Origin of the sequence: Pseudomonas sp. CJQ_9, assembly GCF_043106615.1 — a bacterium.
In the GTDB taxonomy this organism is placed as follows: domain Bacteria; phylum Pseudomonadota; class Gammaproteobacteria; order Pseudomonadales; family Pseudomonadaceae; genus Aquipseudomonas; species Aquipseudomonas juntendi.
The window spans coordinates 1-21929 of record NZ_JBICMS010000033.1; the positions used below are offsets into that span (position 1 = coordinate 1).

General features: G+C 63.8%; 18 protein-coding genes and 1 pseudogene. 10 read left to right on the forward strand and 9 right to left on the reverse strand.

All coding sequences use genetic code 11. From position 1 onward, the window contains the following. Nucleotides 1–45: 45 nt before the first annotated feature. The 7 genes from ACF8SD_RS05510 to bioB form a co-directional block, all read right to left on the reverse strand. Entirely contained in the window at nt 46–1851 is a 1806-nt protein-coding gene (locus tag ACF8SD_RS05510; RefSeq protein ID WP_173887393.1) for a phenylacyl-CoA dehydrogenase, read from the reverse strand. A gap of 289 nt (nt 1852–2140) precedes the next feature. Further along, complete coding sequence (locus tag ACF8SD_RS05515; protein ID WP_009681533.1) at nt 2141–2437, reverse strand: hypothetical protein; 297 nt, start codon at nt 2435–2437, stop codon at nt 2141–2143. Nucleotides 2438–2557: 120 nt separating this feature from the next. Then, a complete protein-coding gene (bioD, locus tag ACF8SD_RS05520; RefSeq protein WP_173887392.1) occupies nt 2558–3238 on the reverse strand; it encodes a dethiobiotin synthase in 681 nt (226 codons plus the stop codon). 11 nt (nt 3239–3249) lie between these two features. Further along, entirely contained in the window at nt 3250–4068 is an 819-nt protein-coding gene (gene bioC / locus ACF8SD_RS05525; RefSeq protein WP_173887391.1) for a malonyl-ACP O-methyltransferase BioC, read from the reverse strand. Then, nucleotides 4061–4792, reverse strand: a complete 732-nt coding sequence (locus ACF8SD_RS05530; protein WP_392484013.1) for an alpha/beta fold hydrolase — start codon at nt 4790–4792, stop codon at nt 4061–4063. The genes bioC and ACF8SD_RS05530 overlap by 8 nt, the downstream gene beginning before the upstream one ends. Continuing rightward, entirely contained in the window at nt 4785–5957 is a 1173-nt protein-coding gene (gene bioF, locus ACF8SD_RS05535; protein ID WP_173887389.1) for an 8-amino-7-oxononanoate synthase, read from the reverse strand. Before bioF ends, ACF8SD_RS05530 begins: the two co-directional genes overlap by 8 nt. A gap of 1 nt (nt 5958) precedes the next feature. Next, nucleotides 5959–7017 carry a biotin synthase BioB gene (bioB, locus tag ACF8SD_RS05540; protein WP_392484014.1) on the reverse strand — a complete coding sequence of 353 codons (1059 nt, stop codon included), beginning with the start codon at nt 7015–7017 and terminating at the stop codon, nt 5959–5961. Nucleotides 7018–7106: 89 nt separating this feature from the next. Here bioB and ACF8SD_RS05545 point away from each other — a divergent pair, with 89 nt between their 5' ends. The 4 genes from ACF8SD_RS05545 (at nt 7107) to rarD (ending at nt 10665) form a co-directional block, all read left to right on the forward strand. Continuing rightward, the gene (locus ACF8SD_RS05545; protein ID WP_173887387.1) at nt 7107–7838 is read left to right on the forward strand and encodes a ComF family protein; all 732 of its coding nucleotides are present in this window, start codon (nt 7107–7109) and stop codon (nt 7836–7838) included. Nucleotides 7839–7892: 54 nt separating this feature from the next. Then, nucleotides 7893–8639 (forward strand): TOBE domain-containing protein, encoded by a 747-nt coding sequence (locus ACF8SD_RS05550; RefSeq protein ID WP_173887386.1) that lies wholly within the window; start codon nt 7893–7895, stop codon nt 8637–8639. A 99-nt stretch (nt 8640–8738) separates the two neighbouring features. Continuing rightward, nucleotides 8739–9713, forward strand: a complete 975-nt coding sequence (locus ACF8SD_RS05555; RefSeq protein ID WP_009681525.1) for a serine/threonine protein kinase — start codon at nt 8739–8741, stop codon at nt 9711–9713. Between the two features lie 64 nt (nt 9714–9777). Continuing rightward, complete coding sequence (gene rarD, locus ACF8SD_RS05560; RefSeq protein WP_392484015.1) at nt 9778–10665, forward strand: EamA family transporter RarD; 888 nt, start codon at nt 9778–9780, stop codon at nt 10663–10665. 294 nt (nt 10666–10959) lie between these two features. Here rarD and ACF8SD_RS05565 read toward each other — a convergent pair whose 3' ends face one another. After that, nucleotides 10960–11478, reverse strand: coding sequence for a glycine cleavage system protein R (locus ACF8SD_RS05565; RefSeq protein WP_173887384.1), 519 nt, complete (start codon nt 11476–11478; stop codon nt 10960–10962). A gap of 448 nt (nt 11479–11926) precedes the next feature. Between ACF8SD_RS05565 and ACF8SD_RS05570 the strand changes: the two genes are divergently transcribed. Continuing rightward, nucleotides 11927–14104 carry a malate synthase G gene (locus ACF8SD_RS05570; RefSeq protein WP_392484016.1) on the forward strand — a complete coding sequence of 726 codons (2178 nt, stop codon included), beginning with the start codon at nt 11927–11929 and terminating at the stop codon, nt 14102–14104. Between the two features lie 147 nt (nt 14105–14251). Here the strand turns inward: ACF8SD_RS05570 and ACF8SD_RS05575 are convergent. Continuing rightward, nucleotides 14252–14792 (reverse strand): annotated as a pseudogene (locus ACF8SD_RS05575) (response regulator). 116 nt (nt 14793–14908) lie between these two features. On the opposite strand from ACF8SD_RS05575, the gene ACF8SD_RS05580 reads away from it, so the two are divergent. From ACF8SD_RS05580 to ACF8SD_RS05600, 5 genes are all read left to right on the forward strand, one after another. Then, a complete protein-coding gene (locus ACF8SD_RS05580) occupies nt 14909–16846 on the forward strand; it encodes a DUF294 nucleotidyltransferase-like domain-containing protein (RefSeq protein WP_392484017.1) in 1938 nt (645 codons plus the stop codon). Beyond that, a complete protein-coding gene (locus ACF8SD_RS05585) occupies nt 16843–17553 on the forward strand; it encodes a PolC-type DNA polymerase III (protein WP_173887379.1) in 711 nt (236 codons plus the stop codon). Before ACF8SD_RS05580 ends, ACF8SD_RS05585 begins: the two co-directional genes overlap by 4 nt. Before the next feature lie 152 nt (nt 17554–17705). Continuing rightward, nucleotides 17706–18224, forward strand: a complete 519-nt coding sequence (locus tag ACF8SD_RS05590) for an RNA polymerase sigma factor (RefSeq protein ID WP_029885025.1) — start codon at nt 17706–17708, stop codon at nt 18222–18224. Further along, nucleotides 18221–19177, forward strand: a complete 957-nt coding sequence (locus ACF8SD_RS05595; RefSeq protein WP_054881576.1) for a FecR domain-containing protein — start codon at nt 18221–18223, stop codon at nt 19175–19177. Before ACF8SD_RS05590 ends, ACF8SD_RS05595 begins: the two co-directional genes overlap by 4 nt. A 133-nt stretch (nt 19178–19310) precedes the next feature. Further along, on the forward strand, nt 19311–21743 hold the full coding sequence (locus tag ACF8SD_RS05600) for a TonB-dependent siderophore receptor (RefSeq protein WP_173887378.1): 2433 nt from the start codon (nt 19311–19313) through the stop codon (nt 21741–21743). Nucleotides 21744–21929 lie beyond the last annotated feature (186 nt).

Here is a 21929-nt window from a genome sequence, read left to right on the forward strand (position 1 = left end):
CCGCCTGCCGGTAAGGGCAGGCGGGTTCTGGCTACAGCGGCTGAATCAGTACGCCAGGCCGAAGCTCTCTTCGTCCATGTCCATCAGGTTGTTGGCGCCTGACAGCATGGCCGCCACGTGCGTGCGGGTACGCGGCAGGATGCGCTGGAAGTAGAAGCGCGCGGTCTGCAGCTTGGCGGTGTAGAACGCCGCTTCGCTGGTGCCGGCGGCCAGTTTTTCAGCGGCCAGGCGGGCGATGTCGGCCCAGAAGTAGGCCAGGCAGGCGTAGCCGGAATACATCACGTAATCGACCGAGGCCGCACCCACTTCTTCGCGGTCTTTCATGGCAGCCATGCCCACTTTCATGGTCAGCTCGCCCCATTCCTTGTTGATGGCTGCCAGCGGCTCGACGAACTCCTTGACCGCCTCGACACCTTCCTGCGCCTGGCAGAACTTGTGCACGATCTTGGTGAAGCCCTTCAGCGCTTCGCCCTGGGTCATCAGCACTTTGCGGCCGAGCAGGTCGAGGGCCTGAATGCCCGTGGTGCCCTCGTACAGCATCGAGATACGGCTATCACGCACGTTCTGCTCCATGCCCCACTCGGCGATGAAGCCGTGGCCGCCATAGATCTGCACGCCGTGGTTGGCCGCTTCGAAACCGACTTCGGTCATGAACGCCTTGGCGATCGGGGTGAGGAAGGCCAGCAGGGCATCGGCCTTCTTGCGCTCTTCTTCGTCCTGGCTGTACTTGACGATGTCCACCTGCTTGGCGGTGAAGTAGACCATCGCGCGGTTGCCCTCGGCGAACGCTTTCATGGTCAGCAGCATGCGGCGCACGTCCGGGTGCACAATGATCGGGTCAGCGGCCTTGTCCGGTGCCTTGGGGCCGGTCAGGGAACGCATCTGCAAACGCTCGCGGGCGTACTTCAGGCCACCCTGGAACGCGACTTCGGCGTGGGCCAGGCCCTGCAGTGCGGTACCCAGGCGCGCGGTGTTCATGAAGGTGAACATGCAGTTCAGGCCTTTGTTGGCCGGGCCGATCAGGTAGCCGGTGGCGCCATCGAAGTTCATCACGCAGGTAGCGTTGCCGTGGATGCCCATCTTGTGTTCGATCGAGCCGCAGCTCACGCCATTGCGCTCACCCACACCGCCTTCGGCATTGGGCAGGAACTTCGGCACGATGAACAGCGAAATGCCCTTGGTACCGGCCGGTGCATCCGGCAGGCGCGCGAGCACGATATGCACGATGTTCTCGGCCATGTCGTGCTCACCGGCGGAAATGAAGATCTTGGTACCCGACACCTTGTAGCTGCCGTCAGCCTGCGGTTCGGCCTTGGTGCGCAGCATGCCCAGGTCGGTACCGCAGTGTGGCTCGGTCAGGCACATGGTGCCGGTCCATTCGCCGGACACCAGCTTGGTCAGGTAGGTGTGCTGCTGCTCGGCGGTGCCGTGCGCAGAAATGGTGTTCATGGCACCGTGGGACAGGCCCGGGTACATGCCCCACGACCAGTTCGCACCACCGACCATCTCGCTCAGGGCCAGGCCCAGCGACTCTGGCAGGCCCTGGCCGCCGTGCGCCACATCATGTGCCAGGCTGGGCCAGCCGCCTTCGACGAATTGTTCGTAAGCCGCTTTGAAGCCGGTTGGGGTTTTCACGCCCGACTCGCTCCAGGTGCAGCCTTCCTGGTCACCCACACGGTTCAGCGGCGCCAGTACCTGCTCACAGAACTTCGCACCTTCTTCAAGAATCGCGTCCACCATGTCGGGCGTTGCGTCCTGGCAACCCGGCAGGCTCTGATAGTGCGCCTCGTAACCGAGCAGCTCGTCGCGAACGAAGCGGATATCACGCAAGGGGGCTTTGTAGTCAGGCATTGCGATGAACCTCTAGGTGAGTTCTGTGGGGTGACCCGCGTGCGCCGCGGCGTCTGTCAAACAGTTGTTTGAAACTTACGTTTAGCTCCGGCTTCTGTCAAGGAGGGACGATAGTGCCATTTGCGCCACGAGAAATGGCGTTTATGCCAAGCTCAATAAAAACAATACCCTGTGGGAGCGGGCATGCCCGCGAAAGGGCCCGGCCAGGCAATGGGGTTGCCTGAGCTGACGCTTTCGCGGGCACGCCCGCTCCCACAGGGTCTATGTGTTATTTGAAATGAGCGCTCTGTCAGGCGTAGGTGTCGATGATCCGGCCGAGCATTTCGTCGGATGCCTTGACGACCTTTGCGCCAAGCTCGACTTCGGTCTTGCCCACCGCCTGTTGCACCAGGCTGGTGGCCAGGTCCATCTGCTGGCTGCGGTCGACCGCACGCAGGCGTTCGGCCTGGAAGTCGCTGGACTGGCTGGTGGCGGTACGTTCGGCGGTGGTGTTGGCGATCTGGCTGGCGGCCTGATCGACGCGGTTCTGGCCGGCTTGTATAGCGCTCAGGCCCGCATAATAGGCGGAGCTACCGGTGATTTCCATGTCAGCACTCCATTGACGCTGGGTAGGAACACAGCCCATTAAAACAGGCCACCAGTGAAAAGGCCCGTTTAAATCGCTAATGGCCCGGTGCCAGTTGATAGGCCCTGAATATTCCAGCACCTAATCCAGCAGATCCAGCTGCAAATGCTCAGCCACCCTGTCAGCACTGGCCTCCTTCAGCTTGGGCACCCGCCCCAGGCAAGGCGCTGGCAAGCGCTCGGCCAGGCTGGCCAGGTTCTCTTCCAGCCGTGAAGTGCGCGGCTCGATGATATTCGCCACCCAACCGGCCAACTGCAGCCCATCGCGCTCGATCGCTTCGGCGCTAAGCAAGGCATGACTGATACACCCCAGCCGCACCCCTACCACCAGAATCACGGGCAACTTCAGGGCCACCGCCAGATCTGACAGGTTCTCCAGCCCCGACAGCGGCACACGCCAGCCCCCAGCCCCCTCGACCAATGTGAAATCGGCATTGTGTTGCAGCACATTGCGCATAGCCGTCAGCAGCGCTGGCACGCCCAATGTCACCCCCGCCTCACGTGCTGCCACATGCGGCGCGATCGCAGGCTCGAACGCATACGGGTTGACCTGCTCATACGGCAACTTGATGGTGCTTTCATCAATCAGCGCCTGGGCGTCGCTGTTGCGTAAACCCTTGGGGGTCATCGCGCACCCCGAGGCCACGGGCTTGGCACCCAGGGTGCTCAAGCCTTGCAACCGCGCCGCATGCAGCAACCCGGCCGCGACCGTGGTCTTGCCGACATCGGTATCGGTACCGGCGATGAAATAGGCCTTGCTCATCTCGCTCCCCTTTACGCCTGTGGCTTGCGCAACACACCATAGACCACCTGATAGGTGGCTGGCAGCCCGGCAGGCTGGCGAAATGCCTCGTACGCCTGCAACAGGCCCTGCATGCGTGCTCGGCCAGTCAACCCGGACGGTCGGCCAGGGTTGAGATTGTGCGCCCCCAACGCCTTCAGTTCGTGGGTCAGGCTGCGTACGTCCGGGTAATGCAGCACATGCGCACAGCGATGCAGCTCAAGCTGCTCAAAACCACTGGCGGCACACAGGCGCTGGTAGTCCTCGAAACGGCGGAAGCGGTTTACATGCACCAGGCCGTCCACCGCCTGCCAGCTGGCACGCAGTTCGTCGAGGGTACCTACGCACAGGCTGCTGAAGGCCAGCACGCCACCCGGGCGCAGTACCCGCAGGGCTTCGGCCAGCACACTGGCGAACTGATCGCACCATTGCACGGCCAGGCTGGTGAACACCAGGTCGACGCTGGCATCACGCAATGGCAAACGCTCGGCGTCGCCGGCCACGTGGTAGTGCGCCCCGCTTTGTTCATTGCGGGCATGGCGCAGCATGCCTTCGGCGATATCCACCGCCACACCGCTGGACTGGGCGAACCGCTCGGCCAGGATACGGCTGAAATGGCCCGTACCGCTGCCCAGGTCCAGCCAGCGCAATGGCTGCCAGCCTGTCGGCAATTGCCCAAACAGGCGCAAGCCCACGGCGCGCTGCAACGCCGCTACGCTGTCGTAGCTGGCTGCAGCGCGGGAGAACGAAGCCGCTACCTGGCGTTTGTCGGGCAAAGCGCCGGGCAGGGTCGGACAGGAAAGGTCAGTCATCGCCACTCTCATGCAGGAAACTCTTGATGCCCGCCGCCAACTCTTGCGGGTACTCCAGCAAGAAGGCGTGGGAACTGTCTTCTACCAGGCCTACCTCCACATCGGGCAGCAGCTCGCTCAAGGCCTTGGCTGCCTCGGCCGGCACCAGCGCATCGCTACCGGCGAACAGGTGCAGTTGCGGGCCGCTGTAGGCCTGCAGGGCTTCGCGGGTATCCAGCTTGGCCAGCACTTCAAGGCCGGTGGCGAGGTACAGAGGGTCGGTGTCTGGTACGCCGACACCCAGCTGGCGCAGCAGGGTACGCGGCTGCTGGGCGCCATCGCTGCACAAGCTGCGAAAGCGCTTCAGGGTGACTTGGGTATGGCTGCGGCAGCCGTCGAGGAAGGTGCCGAAGGTGTCTTCGGCCATGCCATGCGGCCAGTCACCACGGGCAACGAAACTGGGGTTGCTGGCCAGAGTGAGCAAGCCGCAGCAGTGGTCGCCACGCTTGTGTGCCAGGGCGCTGGCGAGCATGCCGCCCAACGACCAGCCACCCAGCCAGACATCGCCCGGCAATTTACGGTCGAGGTGCTCAAGCCAGGCCTCAACATCGCTGTGGGGCAATTCCGGCAGGGGCATCAGGTCTACCTGCAGGCGGGAGTCCTGAGCGCGCAGGCTGGCGGCCAGCGGCTCCAGTGCGGCAGTGCCCAGGCCCCAGCCGGGCAGTAGTACAAGGCGATTACGCATCGGCGTTCTCCAATTGTGGATAACACTCGGCCAATGCATTCAACAATAGCTGCACCTGCGCCTGGCTGTGGGCGGCGCTCAGTGTTACGCGCAGACGGGCACTGCCCGCCGGTACGGTCGGTGGGCGGATAGCGGTGACCAGCAAGCCGCGCTCGCGCAACATGCGCGACAGGCGCAAGGCCTGCGCGCTGTCGCCAATCACGATCGGCTGGATCGGTGTGGGGCTGTCCATCAGTTCCAGGCCGATCTGCTGCGCGCCTTCACGGAACTGGCGAATCAACGCGGCCAGGTGCTCGCGGCGCCAGCTTTCGCGGCGCAGCAGCTCCAGGCTCTTCAGCGTGGCGCAGGCCAGTGCCGGTGGCTGGCTGGTGGTGTAGATGTAGGGGCGGGCGAATTGCACCAGCGCCTCGATCAGTTCCTCGCTCCCGGCAACAAAGGCACCGGAAGTACCGCAGGCCTTGCCCAGCGTACCGATCAGCACCGGTACATCGTCCACGCCCAGGCCGAAGTGCTCGACGATACCACCGCCCTGAGCGCCAAGGGTGCCCAGGCCATGGGCATCGTCGACCATCAGCCAGGCACCCCGGGCGCGGGCCACCTCGGCCAGGGCCGGCAGGTCCGCCAGGTCGCCGTCCATGCTGAACACACCGTCAGTGACCACCAGGGTATTGCCAACGGCCTTGTCCAGGCGGCTGGCCAGGCTGGCCGGGTCGTTGTGCAGGTAGCGGTTGAACCGCGCACCGCTGAGCAGCCCGCCATCGAGCAGCGAGGCATGGTTCAGGCGGTCCTGCAGCACCGTGTCGCCCTGCCCCACCAGCGCCGTGATCGCGCCCAGGTTGGCCATGTAGCCGGTGGAAAACAGCAGCGCACGAGGGCGCCCCGTCAGTTCAGCCAGCGCCTCTTCGACCTGGTGGTGTGGGGTGCTATGGCCGATCACCAGGTGCGAGGCACCGCCACCGATACCCCAGCGCTCGGCACCGGCTTGCCAGGCACCAACCACCTCGGGGTGGTTGGCCAGGCCCAGGTAATCGTTGCTGCAGAAGGCCAGCAAGCGCTGGCCGTCGACCACCACCTCCGGGCCTTGCGGGCTTTCCAGCAGTGGCCGTTGCCGGTACAGGTCTGCAGCGCGCCGTTCGGCCAGGCGCGCCGCCAGGTCGAAAGCCATCTCAGGCGGTCGCGGCGTTGTAGAACATCTCGCTGCTGCGCTGCTCGACCAGCGCCTGCTCGATGGCGGCCTGGTGCACTTCGTCGGCGTGTTCCTCGCGTGCTTCAGGCTTGATGCCCAGGCGCGCGAACAGCTGCATGTCCTTGTCAGCCTGCGGGTTGGCAGTGGTCAGCAGTTTTTCACCGTAGAAAATCGAGTTGGCACCGGCCATGAAGGCCAGGGCCTGCATCTGCTCGTTCATCTGCTCACGGCCAGCAGACAGGCGCACATGCGACTTGGGCATCAACAGGCGGGCTACGGCCAGCATGCGAATGAAGTCGAACGGGTCGACATCTTCCTCCTCAGCCAGCGGCGTACCGGCCACCTTGACCAGCATGTTGATCGGCACCGACTCGGGGTGTTCGGGCAGGTTGGCCAGCTGGATCAGCAGCCCGGCGCGGTCGTCCAGCGACTCGCCCATGCCCAGGATGCCGCCCGAGCAGATCTTCATGCCCGCATCGCGCACGTAGGCCAGGGTCTGCAGGCGCTCGCTGTAGGTGCGCGTAGTGATGATGCTGCCGTAGAACTCCGGCGAGGTGTCGAGGTTGTGGTTGTAGTAGTCGAGGCCTGCCTGGGCCAGGGCCAGGGTCTGCTCATGGTCGAGCTTGCCCAGGGTCATGCAGGTTTCCAGGCCCAAGGCCTTCACCCCTTTGACCATCTCCAGCACATAAGGCATGTCTTTGGCCGACGGGTGCTTCCACGCCGCGCCCATGCAGAAGCGGGTCGAGCCAATGGCTTTGGCGCGCGCTGCTTCTTCCAGCACCTTCTGCACTTCCATCAACTTCTGTTTTTCCAGCCCGGTGTTGTAGTGGCCGGACTGTGGACAATATTTGCAATCTTCCGGGCAGGCCCCGGTCTTGATCGACAGCAATGTCGAAACCTGCACGCGGTTGGGGTCGAAATGCGCGCGGTGCACCGTCTGCGCCTGGAACAGCAAGTCATTGAACGGTTGCTGGAACAGGGCCTTGACCTCGGCCAGGGACCAGTCGTGACGTGTTGTTGCAGTTGTGCTGGCGCTCATCGGCGTTTCCTTGTTTAGGCTTAAGCTGGCGCGGGGACAGGAAAGCCCGCCAGCGCATCACGGATAACTCGCATAGTCATGGATGGCCTATGAACTGTCAACTTCACTGGAAGCGGCTGGTTTACAAGTGTTCACTTATTAACCAGGCTTGTTTGTTGTGCGACGCGCCTGCCGGGCAACACTACCCACTGTGCATCGGTTGCGAGCAGGAGCTGCCCTGGCTGGGCGACCATTGCCGCTACTGCGCCCTGCCACTGCCCATGGCCGGCCTCGCCTGCGCCCAGTGCAGCCGCCGCTTGCCGTCGTTCGAACAGGTCTTTGCCCTGTGGCATTTCGGCTTTCCGGTCGACACATTGATCAGCCGCTTCAAGCACAACCGGCAGTGGCCGTTGGGGCGGTTGATGGCCGAGTTGCTTGGGCAAGGGCTGCGCTACCGGTATGCCGAGGGGCTACCACGCCCTGACCTGCTGTTGCCTGTGCCCATGGCCAAGCGTCGACTGCGCGAGCGTGGGTTCAACCAGGCCGGGCTGCTGGCCCGCTGGCTGGCGTCGCACGTGGGCATACCGTGCGATGAGCGGGTACTGCTGCGCACTCGGGAAACCCCCGCGCAGCAACGGTTGAGTGCCAAAGGCAGGCGGCGCAATCTGTGCCACGCCTTTGCGGTCGCCGGTGACCTGCCAGGCAAGCACGTCGCCATCGTCGATGACGTGTTGACCACTGGCGCTACCGCCCAGGCCATTGCCCAGGTGTTGCGCAAAGCGGGGGCACAGCGGGTGGATGTGTATTGCCTGGCGCGTACGCCGAAGCCGGGGTATGTATAACCCTGCCGCTACGCCACACTATTGGCCCCAGGCCCCTACAGCGACCGGATGCCCATGCCCTTGCCCACTCTACTGACCCAGCACATCACCCGGCGCCCGCAGCGCATCGCACTGCTGCAGCACATTGCCGAGCAAGGCTCGATCACCCGTGCGGCCAAGGCGGCGGGCATCAGCTACAAGGCAGCCTGGGACGCCATCGATGAGCTCAACAACCTGGCCAGTCAGCCGTTGGTCGAGCGCAGCACTGGCGGGCGTGGGGGTGGGGGCGCCCGGCTGTCGGTGGAGGGTCAGCGCGTATTGCGCCTGTACCAAAGGCTGCAGGCCCTGCAGGCGCAAATTCTCGAGGCCGCGCAAGAGTCCAGCGACCTCGACTTGCTTGGGCGCCTGATGCTACGCACCAGCGCGCGCAACCAGCTGCAGGGCCAGGTCAGCGGCCTGCGCCGTGAGGGCCGCTATGACCGGGTCAGCCTGGCGCTGGGCGGCGGGCTGGAGATCGACGCGCTGATCACCCACGACAGCACCGCGCGGTTGGAGCTGACCTTGGGCAGCAGGGTGGTGGCGCTGCTCAAGGCAGGCTGGGTGCAGTTGCTGGCCGAGGGGGACAAGCCCGAAGCGGGGAGCAATTGCCTGCGGGCCACGATCGAAGACGTGCTGGTGGAAGCCGATGGGCCCAATGAAGTCCGGTTGGCGCTGGGCAACGGGCAAACGCTGTGCGCCATGGCAGAGGCGGATTGGTTGGCCGGCCAGCAGGTACGGGTTCAGTTCCACCCTGCCTATGTGTTGCTCGGGGTGCCTGCCTAGGCCGGCCATGGCGCAGGCGGTTCGCGGGTAAACCCTACGGGTACGCTACAGGGATAACCCTGTACCATGGAGCCCATGCCGCATACCCCCGGAGCTCCCATGTCCCATCCGTTCGATACCCTCACCCCTGACCTGGTCCTGGACGCCGTGGAAAGCCTCGGCTTTCTCAGCGATGCCCGGGTGCTGGCACTGAACAGCTACGAGAACCGCGTCTACCAGGTGGGCATCGAGGGGGCGCAGCCGCTGATCGCCAAGTTCTACCGGCCTGGCCGCTGGAGCGATGCGGCCATCCTCGAAGAACACAGCTTTACCGCTGAACTGGCCGATTGCGAAGTGCCGGTCGTAGCGCCCATGCAGCACGCCGGCCGCACCTTGTTCGAGCACCAGGGCTTTCGCTTCACGTTGTTCCCGCGCCGTGGCGGCCATGCCCCGGAGCCTGGCAACCTCGACCAGCTCTACCGCCTTGGGCAACTGCTTGGCCGCCTGCATGCCGTCGGCGCCTGCAAACCGTTCGCTCACCGTGAAGCGCTGACTGTGGACAGTTTCGGCCATGCCTCGCTGAATACTGTGCTCGATGGGGGTTTTGTACCCCGCGAGCTGCTGCCGGCGTACGCGTCAGTCGCCCGCGACCTGCTCAAGCGGGTCGAGGACATCTACGCCCGCACCCCGCACCAGCTCATCCGCCTGCATGGCGACCTGCACCCCGGCAACCTGATGCACCGCGAAGACGTGTACCACGTGGTCGACCTCGACGACTGCCGGATGGGCCCCGCCGTACAAGACCTGTGGATGATGCTGGCCGGCGACCGCCAGGAGCGCCTGGGGCAGTTGGCCGAACTGATCGACGGCTACAACGAGTTCCACGACTTCGACCCCCGCGAGCTGGCCCTGATCGAACCGCTGCGGGCGCTGCGCCAGTTGCATTACAGCGCGTGGCTGGCGCGGCGCTGGGATGACCCGGCATTCCCGCCCAGCTTCCCCTGGTTCGGCCAGCCGCGCTATTGGGGCGATCAGATCCTCGCCCTGCGTGAACAAATGGCGGCGCTGGATGAAGCCCCGCTGAAATTGTTCTAAAACGGTGCACGCCTCTGTCTACAATAGGGGTCGCTTTATTTAGCTACCTAAGCAAGGATTCTGCATGCACGCCGCAAACCCGCGTCGCGGGTATCTCTTGGGCCTGAGCGCCTACATCATCTGGGGCCTGTTCCCCCTTTACTTCAAGGCAATCCAGAGCGTCCCGGCGGTGGAAATCATTGTCCACCGGGTGCTTTGGTCGGCACTGTTCGGCTCGCTGCTGCTACTGGTGTGGAAACACCCCGGCTGGTGGCGCGAGCTGCGCGACAACCCGCGCCGGCTGGGGGTCCTGGCCCTGAGCGGGGCGCTGATTGCCTTCAACTGGCTGACCTATGTGTGGTCGGTCAACAACGGGCGCATGCTCGAGGCCAGCCTGGGTTACTACATCAACCCGCTGATCAACGTGCTGCTGGGCATGCTGCTGCTGGGCGAGCGGCTGCGCCGCCTGCAATGGTTGGCAGTGGGCATGGCTGCAGTTGGCGTGGCCCAGCAGGTGTGGCAGGTGGGCAGCCTGCCCTGGGTGTCACTGACGCTGGCGCTGAGCTTTGGCTTCTACGGGCTGATCCGCAAACAGGCCCCGGTCGCGGCGCTGCCGGGGTTGGTTGTGGAAACCTGGATGCTGGTACCGCTGGCCTTGGGCTGGTTGCTGCTGCACCCAGCGGCCATGAGTGCACAAGGCGCGTTCTACACCAGCAGCGAAGCGCTTTGGCTAATGGCGGCGGGGCCGGTGACCCTGGTACCGCTGGTGTGCTTCAACGCCGCAGCACGGCACCTGCCCTACACCACCCTCGGTTTCCTGCAATACCTGGCGCCAACCCTGGTACTGCTGCAGGCGGTGCTGCTGTTCGATGAGCATTTGTCCTCCAGCACCCTGGTAGCCTTCATGTTCATCTGGGCTGGCTTGGCCATTTACAGCGTGGATGCCTGGCTAAGTTTGCGCAAGCGCGCCTGATCAAAAAACGCTCAGAACTCTGCAGGCCATGTATTCCTTGGCCTGCAGAGACATCTCCAAAGGTTATCCACACCCTCGTCCCCGTGCTTTGTGCACAAGCTGCTGAATTTTGGGTGTTTTTTGAGCAAACCTCTGCAGCGGGCGCATTGCCTGGGCTGGGGAGGGGAACCCCCAGGTTATCCACAGGGCCTTCCCCGTGATACTGGGATAACCGCCAGGGTGTCTTTATCAAATCCCCAGTAGGAGCGGCCTTGCGTCGCGATGGGCCGCAAAACGGCCCCCAGCGATTTCCACTCAATCCTCCGCCCGCAACTGCAACTCCACCATCAAGTCATCCGCCAGACTCTCCAGCCGCTGCTGCAGCTCGTCCAGCGGCAAGGCCAGAGGCAAGGCCAACAAGGCATCGGCATGGAACAACGGCTCACTGCTCATCGGTGCCGGCCGCACTTCTGTCGTGAACCGTTCCACGTTCACCTGCAACTCAGCCAGCAAACGAGTAATGTCCCGCACGATCCCCGGCCGGTCGTTGCCGACCAGTTCCATGGCAATCGGCTTCCAGGTACACGAGGGTTCCACCCCGCTCTCGGCCACCAGCACACGAATGTCGTACTGGGCCAGGCCCTGCAACGCCGCCACCAGCTCCTCGTGATTTTCAGCCGGCACCGCCACCCGCAGGATCCCGGCAAACTGCCCGGCCATGCGCGACATGCGGCTTTCCAGCCAGTTGCCGCTGTGGTCTGCGATGCACTGCGCAACACGTTCCACCTGGCCGGCCTTGTCAGGGGCGATAACAGTCAGTACAAGATGATCCACAAGCCGTTCCTCGTGTCGAACCGCGCCAAGCGCAGAAAATCGGGGGATCGGCTCAGTATAGGCAAGGCGCGGCAACCTGCCGCAGGGCAATCCGCACAGCCAATCGTGTACTGTTTCAAGATTTATCTGGAACAATCCACCATTTTTTTGCGAACATACCTGCTCCCAGCGTGACCATACGCGACCAATGGGTCGCACAACGGCGCTTTTAGTCTGATTTTGCCCCGTCTACTGCTTCATGTAGTATCCCGTGGCGCGGACTACAAAACGTCGTTTGGATGTCTGCCAAGGCGCCTGTGAAAATACGCACACTGTCTGCCAGCCAGTCTGGCGGGCTGCACCCAGCCGCGCTCGGGGTCTCCCCGGGGGCAAGTACTGGTACGTGTTTAGAGAAGCGCTACAGGCTTAATACAGAAGAGCGAAATAGCTGAGCAGAGTGAGGCAAGCAATGACTGGATACGTTCAAGTCGGTGGCCTTCAGGTCGCCAAGGTCCTGTACGACTTCGTGAACAACGAAGCCATCCCCGGGACCGGCATCGTCGCCGAGCAGTTCTGGGCGGGTGCAGAGAAGATCATCAATGACCTCGCTCCAAAGAACAAAGCCCTGCTCGCCAAGCGCGACGAGCTGCAAGCCAAGATCGACGCCTACCACCAGGCACGCAAAGGCCAGGCCCATGACGCCGCAGCCTACAAAGCATTCCTCCAGGAAATCGGCTACCTGCTGCCACAAGCCGACGATTTCCAGGCCACCACCCAGAACGTGGACGAAGAAATCGCCCATATGGCCGGCCCGCAGCTGGTCGTTCCGGTGATGAACGCCCGTTTTGCCCTCAACGCCGCCAACGCCCGTTGGGGTTCGCTGTACGACGCGCTGTACGGCACCGATGCCATCAGCGATGAAGGCGGCGCCGAAAAAGGCCAGGGTTACAACAAAGTGCGTGGCGACAAGGTGATCGCTTTCGCCCGTGCCTTCCTTGACGAAGCCGCGCCGCTGGCGGCTGGGTCGCACGTCGACTCCACCGCCTACCGCATCGAAGCTGGCAAGCTGGTGGTCACCCTGAAGGGCGGCACCAACACCGGCCTGCGTGACGACGCCCAGCTGATCGGCTTCCAGGGTGATGCCGCGGCACCGACTGCCGTGCTGTTGAAACACAATGGCCTGCATTTCGAAATCCAGGTCGATGCCAGCACCCCGGTCGGCAGCACCGACGCCGCTGGCGTCAAAGACATCCTGATGGAGTCGGCACTGACCACCATCATGGACTGCGAAGACTCGGTCGCCGCCGTCGATGCCGACGACAAGGTCATCGTCTACCGCAACTGGCTGGGCCTGATGAAGGGCGACCTGGCCGAAAGCGTGAGCAAAGGTGGCAAGACCTTCACCCGCACCATGAACCCCGACCGCGAGTACGTTGCGCCCAACGGTGGCAGCGTGACCCTGCACGGCCGTTCGCTGCTGTTCGTGCGTAACGTTGGCCACCTGATGACCAACCCGGCAATTCTCGATGCCCAGGGCAACGAAATTCCGGAAGGCATCCAGGATGGCCTGTTCACCAACCTGATCGCCCTGCACAACCTCAACGGCAACACCAGCCGCAAGAATACCCGCAGTGGCAGCGTGTACATCGTCAAGCCGAAGATGCATGGCCCTGAGGAAGTGGCATTTGCCGCCGAGATCTTCAGCCAGGTCGAAGACCTGCTGGGCATGCCGCGCAACACGGTGAAGGTCGGCATCATGGACGAGGAGCGCCGGACCACGGTCAACCTCAAGTCCTGCATCAAGGCCGCTGCCGAGCGCGTCGCGTTCATCAACACCGGCTTCCTCGACCGCACGGGCGATGAAATTCACACCTCGATGGAAGCCGGCGCCGTGGTGCGCAAAGGTGCCATGAAGAACGAGAAGTGGATCGGTGCCTACGAGAACAACAACGTCGATGTCGGCCTGGCGACCGGCCTGCAAGGCCGTGCGCAGATCGGCAAAGGCATGTGGGCCATGCCCGACCTGATGGCCGCCATGCTCGAGCAGAAAATCGCCCACCCGCTGGCCGGGGCCAACACCGCCTGGGTGCCGTCGCCAACTGCCGCCACCCTGCATGCCCTGCACTACCACAAGGTGGACGTACAGGCACGCCAGCGTGAGCTGGCCTCGCGCACCCCGGCGTCGGTGGACGATATCCTGGCCATCCCGCTGGCCGCCGACACCAACTGGTCGGCCGAAGAGATCCGCAACGAGCTGGACAACAATGCCCAGGGCATCCTCGGCTATGTCGTGCGCTGGATCGACCAGGGCGTCGGTTGCTCGAAGGTGCCAGACATCAACAACGTCGGCCTGATGGAAGACCGCGCCACCCTGCGCATCTCCGCGCAACTGCTGGCCAACTGGCTGCGCCACGGCGTGGTCAGCCAGGCGCAGGTGCTGGAAAGCCTCAAGCGCATGGCGGTGGTGGTCGACCAGCAGAACGCCGCTGACCCTCTGTACCGCCCGATGGCGCCGAACTTCGACGACAACATTGCGTTCCAGGCGGCAGTGGAGCTGGTGGTCGAAGGTGGCAAGCAGCCCAATGGCTATACCGAGCCAGTGCTGCACCGCCGTCGCCGCGAGTACAAGGCGCGTAACGGGTTGTAAGTTCACACCTGCGTACGGGGGCCGCTTTGCGGCCCTATCGCGACACAAGGCCGCTCCTACAGGGATAGCGCAAATATCAAAACTTGCGCTGCACCTGTAGGAGCGGCCTTGTGTCGCGATAGGGCTGCAAAGCAGCCCCTCTCTGCCTCAATCAATTTTCAGCTCTTTCTTCACCAGCTCCAGCAACTTGTCCAGCTTCACCGGCTTGAGCAGGAAGTCCACCACCCCCAGGTGCATCACGTCCACCGCCTCTGCCACATGGGTGTCGCCCGACACTACGATGATCGACAACGCTGCCCGCTCCGACTCGCGAATCTTGCGGATCAGCGCCAGCCCATCCTCTGGCTGCATGCGCAAATCGGTAATCATCAAACCGATACGCTGCTCGAAATGCAGGTACAACCTGGCCTCCTCGGCCCCGTCCGCGCCCACACACTCAATGCCCCGGCTTTTCAGGTACAGGATCAACGCCTCACGGTTCGCCGCGTTGTCGTCCACCACCAACACCAACGGCTTTACCGCCACCGGCGCACTGGTCATACCCAATGCCTCGCGCTCTTCGTCGCTTAGAATATCGATTTGCTCAGGCATGGCCATCTCGTCAAAAAAAATTCCGCTTCAGCCATAGGACCGCAGAACTTGCGTAACCCGGTTCGCCTTTCGTCGGGTCTTTGACAGGTGTGCTCATAGACTTACGTCCAATGGGCACCACCCCGCCGCAAGCCGACCATGGAGGCAGAGAACAACATGGCCGGCACCTATATATAGATATATATAGTTCGGCATAGCGATACGGTCGGTTTCATGAGCAAAAAGGACGCCTACAGCCAGGCGGGCAGGACTGCAGTGCTGCAAAACATTCAGGGCACACTGCAGTTTCTGCAGCGTTTTCCGCCGTTCAACCAGATGGAGCACAGCCACCTGGCCTACCTGGTCGAGCAGTGCCAGCTGCGCTTCTATGCCAGCGGCGAAAGCATCGTCAAGCCGGCAGACGGGCCGGTCGAGCATTTCTACATCGTCAAGCAGGGCCGGGTGGTTGGCGAGCGTCAGCACCTGGTGAAACCGGGTGTCGAAACCACCTTCGAAATCACCAGCGGCGAGTGCTTCCCGCTGGCCGCCCTGCTCGGCGAACGGGCCACCCGCACCGAGCACCTGGCCGGCGAAGACACCTTCTGCCTGCAACTGAACAAGGCAGCGTTCATCCGCGTGTTCTCGATGTCTGAAGTGTTTCGGGATTTTGCCCTGCGCGGGGTCAGCAGCCTGCTCGACCAGGTCAACCAGCAGGTTCGCCAGCGTGCGGTGGAAACCCTGGGTACCCAATACTCGCTGAACACGCCGCTGGGCGAACTGGCCATGCGGCACCCGGTGGTGTGCAGCGCGGATACGCCGCTGCGCGAAGCCGTGCGGCTGATGCACGAGCAGCAGGTGGGCAGCATCGTCGTGGTTGACACGCAGCGCTACCCCACCGGCATCTTCACCCTGCGCGACCTGCGCCAGGTGGTGGCCGCGCAGGACGCCGAGCTGGGTGCGCCGATTGCCCGGCACATGACCGCCAAGCCGTTCTACCTCAGCCCACAGGCCAGTGCCTTCGACGCAGCCATGGCAATGACCGAGCGGCACATTGCCCATGTGTGCCTGGTGGAAAATGGCCGGCTGTGTGGCGTGGTCTCGGAGCGCGACCTGTTCTCGCTGCAACGGGTCGACCTGGTGCACCTGGCGCGCACCATTCGCCATGCACCGCGGCTAGACAGCCTGGTCTCGCTGCGCGGCGAGATCAGCCAACTGGTCGAACGGATGCTCGCCCACGGCGCCTCGTCCACGCAGATCACCCAGATCATCACCCTGCTCAACGACCACACGGTATGCCGGGTCATCGAACTGGCTCTGGCTGAACGCGGCGACCCGGGCGTGCCTTTCAGCTGGCTGTGCTTTGGCAGTGAAGGGCGTCGCGAACAGACCCTGCACACCGACCAGGACAACGGCATCCTCTTCGAGGCGGTAGACAGCACCGAGGCCGACGCCGTCCGTGCCCGCCTGCTGCCGCTGGCGCAGTACATCAACCAGTGCCTGGCCCAGTGTGGCTTCACCTTGTGTGCGGGCAACATCATGGCCGGCAACCCTGCGCTGTGCCTGTCGCGTGCCGAGTGGGCGCGGCGCTTTGCCGGTTTTGTCCGCGAAGCCAGCCCAGAAAACCTGCTGGGCTCAAGCATCTATTTCGACCTGCGGGTGGTGTGGGGCGACGAGCAGGGCTGCGAGCAGCTGCGCCAAGGCGTGCTGGCGCAGGTGGCCGACAACCGTTTATTCCAGCGCATGATGGCGGAAAACGCCCTGCGCCAGCGCCCGCCAGTGGGCCGCCTGCGCGAGTTCGTGCTGACCCGCCAAGGCAGTGACAAGGCGGCCACCCTCGACCTGAAGGTCCAGGGCCTGACGCCCTTCGTCGATGGTGCCCGGCTGCTCGCGCTGGCCAACGGCATCGGCGCCTGCAATACCCTGGAGCGCCTGCGCCAGCTGGTCGCCAAAGGGGTGATCGAAGCACTGGACGGCGCGGCCTATGAAGAGGCGTATCACTTCATCCAGCAGACCCGCATGCAACAGCATCAACGCCAGACCCGCGCCAACCTGCCGTATTCCAACCGGCTCGACCCGGACAGCCTCAACCACCTGGACCGGCGTATCCTGCGCGAGTCCCTGCGCCAGGCCCAGCGCCTGCAAAGCAGCCTGGCCCTGCGGTACCAGTTATGAGCCTGTTCGCCTGGCTGCGCCCCGGCACACCCGCGCTGGACCCTGCCACGCGCCAGCGCCTGGCCCGGCAGCCTAAACCTGCGCCCCTGGGTGTGTGCACGTTGCGTGAGCAGCGCTGGGTGGTGCTGGACCTGGAAACCAGCGGGCTCAACCCCAACCGTGATCAGGTACTGTCGATCGGCGCAGTGGCCATCGAGGACGGGGCCATCGACTTTGCCCAGCAATTCGAACGCACCCTGCAACGGCCACTGCTGAAAACCAACGCCAGCGTGCTGATTCACGGGCTCGGGCCAAGCGCCCTGGCCGCCGGTTGCGAGCCCGCCGAAGCGTTGCTGGACCTGCTCGACTTCATTGGCGACAGCCCGGTGCTGGCATTCCATGCTCCGTTCGACCAGCGCATGCTGGCGCGGGCATTGAAGGAAAGCCTGGGTTACCGCTTGCAGTCGCCGTTTCTGGATGTGGCCGAGCTGGCGCCGATGCTCAACCCCGACACGGTTCTGCGCGAGGCGGGCCTGGATGACTGGGTGGCGCGCTTTGGGCTGCAGGTGGAAGAACGCCACCACGCCAGCGCTGATGCCCAAGTCACCGCAGAACTTGTGCTGATCCTGTTCAGCCAGGCCCGGCGCCAACAACTGGACAGCCCGCTGCAACTGGAACAGCGCCTGCGCGGCTGGCGGCGACGCAAGGTGCAGAGCCATGGCATGTAAGGCCAGGGCTACGCAGCGCCGGTGAAACCGCAGGCCCTTGGCCAACCCCATGCAGGCGAACCGATAAGCGTCCATTGCACCCACCCCCTCCCCTCTGCAACAATCGCGAATAATTATCGTTAGTTAATGCATACGTTCCGGGGGGACGCTGCTTGCCTTCTGCACAGAGCCCACACGCCGATCTGGTTGGTACGCTGTACCGCGATCACCGCGGCTGGCTGCTCGCCTGGTTGCAACGCAACATGGCCTGCCGCCAACGTGCCGAAGACCTGAGCCAGGACACCTTCGTGCGCCTGCTAGGCCGCGAGCAGCTGGCCTCGCCCCGCGAACCGCGTGCCTTTCTTGCAGCCGTGGCCAAGGGGCTGATGTTCGACCACTTCCGGCGCGCCGCACTGGAACAGGCCTACCTCGCGGAACTGGCACTGGTGCCGGAAGCCGAACACCCCTCCCCCGAAGTACAGCACCTGATTCTGGAAGACCTCAAAGCCATCGACCGCCTGCTTGGCAAGCTGTCGAGCAAAGCCCGCGCGGCGTTCCTGCACAACCGCCTGGATGGCATGGGCCATGCCGAAATCGCCGAGCGCCTGGGCGTTTCGGTGTCGCGGGTGCGCCAGTACCTCGCCCAGGGTATGCGCCAGTGCTACGTGGCCCTGTACGGGGAGCCGACGTGAGCAACGCACCGGTCTCGTCGCGTGTACTGGAAGCTGCCATTGCCTGGAAACTCAACCTCGACGGCGGCAGCGACAGCCCTGCCGAACGTGGCGAGTTCATGCGCTGGCATGCCGCCAGCGAAGAACACGCGCGCGCCTGGCGACAGCTCGGCGCCATGGACCAGCGGCTCAGCGCAGCCGCCGGCCCGGCGCGCCAGGCGTTGCTGCAGTCGCGCGCCAGCCTGCGCCGGCGCATCGGCAAGGTGGGCGGCGGCCTGGCCGGCATGTTCCTGCTCGGCTCGCTGCTGGCCTGGGTCGGCGCACCGTCACTGGCGCCCAGCTACTGGCTTGCCGACCAGCGTACCGCCACCGGCGAGTTGCGCACCTTGCGCCTGGCCGACGGCACCCTGTTGAGCCTCAATACCCACACCGCGGTAGACATCGACTACGCCGGTGCGCAACGGGTGATCGTGCTGCACCAGGGTGAAATCTCGGTCGATACCGGCCACCAGGACCCACGCCCGCTGCTGGTGCGCACCGACGATGGCCGCTTGCGCCCACTGGGCACGCGCTTCCTGGTACGTCGTGAAGCCGCAGGCACGCGCCTTGAAGTGTTGCAAGCGTCGGTCGCGGCCATGCCGCATAACAGCGGTGACGAGCAGGTGTTGCGCGAAGGCCAGCAGGTGCTGATGCATGCCGATGGCCTGGGCCAGGTCAGCGCAGTGCCGGCCGGTGCCGATGCCTGGACGCGCGGCATGCTGGTGGTCGACGACGTACGCCTTGGCGACTTGCTGGCGGTGCTGGGCAAGTACCGCAGCGGCTACCTGGGCGTGGATGCAGCAGTCGCCGACCTGCGGGTAAGCGGCAGCTTCCCGCTGACCGATACCGACCTGGCACTGGCCTCACTGGAGCCGGTGCTGCCGGTGAAGGTCGAGCGGCATACCCAGTGGTGGGTGAAGGTCACGCCCAGGTAGCGCTGTAGCAGCCTGATCGCAGCCGCCCCTGCTTTTACAAACAATTCTCACTTTTTTTCAGATTCGCCCTGTCACTTTTCGATTCTCGCTCGGCAAGGATGCAGCAAGCACTTACCCGTCGAGGAACCGCCGCATGTCCCGTGCCGTAGATCGTATCCTGCGCCCCAGCCTGATGGCCCTGGCCATCGGCATGGCCGCGCCGCTGGTCAGCCCTGCCTTGTTCGCCGCCGAGCAGTCCGCGCTGCGCGCCTACAACCTGCCCAGCGCACCGCTGGCCACTGCCCTGAACCAGATCGCCAGCCAGGCCGGCATCGCCCTGGCACTGGACCCGGCGCTGGTCAGTGGCCGCACGTCGGCGCCGGTCAACGGCCGCTATGACGGCCTCGGCGCCTTGCAGGCAGCGCTGCTGGGCAGCGGCCTGCAACTGCAGCAGAGCAGCGCGGGCAGCTACAGCTTGGTCGCGGTGCCGGAGGGCAGCCTGGCCTTGCCGGAAATCACCGTGAACGCCAACAGCGCCAGTGAAAGCGCGTGGGGCCCGGTCGACGGCTACCTGGCCCAGCGCACGGCCGCCGGCACCAAGACCGACACCGCCCTGGTCGAAGTCCCACGGTCCATTTCCGTGGCGACCCGCGAGCAGATGAAAGACCGCGGCGTGCATAGCCTCGACGATGCCGTGCGCTATATGCCAGGCATCGTCTCTGCCAGCTTCGGCAGCGACACCCGTTATGACTGGATGCGTGTGCGCGGCTTCGAGCCCACCCAGTTCCTGGATGGCCTGCCGTTGCCACGTGGCGTGTACGCCAACCCGAAAGCCGAAACCTGGAACCTCGACCGCCTGGCGCTGCTGCGCGGCCCGGCTTCTTCGGTCTATGGCCAGACACCGCCCGGCGGCCTGCTGGACATGGTCAGCCGCCGCCCGCAAGCCGAAAGCGCCCATGAAATCGAACTGCAATATGGCAGTGACAACCACCGCCAGATCAACTTCGCCAGCACCGGCAAGATCGATGACGACGGCCGCTTGCTGTATGGCGTTAGCGGTGTGATCCGTGACAGCGGTACGCAGATCGACCATATCGACAACAAGCGCTACAACATCGCCCCGAGCCTGACCTGGAACGTGGACGAAGATACCTCGCTGACCTTCCTCTCCCAGTTCACCCGCGACGATACCGGGGTCACCAGCCAGTTCCGACCGATCCAGGGCACCAAGATCGACATGCCGTTCGGCAAGATCTCCCACCACAAGAACCTGGGTGACCCGAATTACGAATTCTACGACCGGACCTACTACGCGCTGGGCTACGCGTTCGAGCACCGTTTCAACGACGTGTGGCAGTTCCGGCAAAACTTGCGCTATACCAAGTCCGAGCTGTCGTTCCAGACGATCACCGTCAACAGCTACTTGCCAGAGTTCGGCATGGTCGTGGACGACCAAGGCAACGTGGGGCGTAGTACCACCAACGTTGACGAGGACATCAGCCAGTTCGCCGTCGACAACAATTTTCAGGGTGATTTCAGCACAGGCGCCATCAGCCACACCTTGCTGGTTGGCCTGGACCACCAACGCACCAACAACGATTTCCTGACGATCTATGGCGCTGCGCCGCCCATCAATGTCAACGACCCGGTCTACGGTTTGCCGATCAGCAGACCGGACCGTTCCACTGCCTACTACGACTACGACCAGAAAACCATTCAGACCGGCCTGTACGTGCAGGACCAGATGGCGCTGGGCAACTGGCGGCTGACCTTGGGTGGTCGGGAGGACTGGGTACACACCGGTACAACGTTCTTCAACAAAGGCGACGCTACCAACACCCAGCGCGACAGTAACTTCAGCGGCAACGCGGCGATCAGTTACGTCTTCGATTCGGGGTTTGTGCCTTACCTGTCTTATGCAGAATCTTTCCAGCCCGCCAGCAAGGCCGATGCGGACCCACTGAAGTCGTTCAAACCAACCGAAGGCAAGCAGTGGGAACTGGGTGTCAAATACCAGCCCCCCGGTTCAAATACGTTGCTCTCGGCCGCGGTATATGACCTGACTCAGAAGAATGTGCTGGTCACCAGCAACGACGGCAATACCAGTGTCACCAGCCAGACCGGCGAAGTGAAAGTCCGCGGCCTGGAGCTTGAAGCGGTTTCCGACGTTACCGACAACCTGAAGGTAATTGCCGCCTACACCCTGGCCAAATCCGAAGTGCAGGACGGTCAGTTCAAGGGCAACCGCCTGCAACTGATGCCCAACCAGCAGGCCTCGGTGTGGGGCGACTACACCTTCCACTCGGGCGTACTGGACGGCTTCGGCATCGGCCTGGGGGCACGCTACACCGGTAATACCTATGGTGACCAAGGCAACACCTGGCTGGGCAAGGCCAATGCCTACACGGTGTTCGATGCGTCGGTGCATTACGACCTGGGCCGCCTGGACAACAGCCTGAAGGGGGCCTCGGTAGCGCTCAATGCGACCAACCTGCTGGACAAGGACTACCTCTCCACCTGTGACGCGTACTACTGCTACTACGGCGACGAGCGGAGTGTCGTGGCCAGCGCCACCTACAAGTTCTGAGTGAGCCGGGGCCGCGTTGCGGCCCAATCGCCGGCAAGCCAGCTCCCACAGGTACAGCGCATGTCCTCGGGCCCCTGATTTACCTGTGGGGGCCAGCTCCCACAGGGACAGCGCTTGTCCTCGGGCTCCTGATTTACCTGTGGGGGCCAGCTCCCACAGGGACAGCGCTTGTCCTCGGGCTCCTGA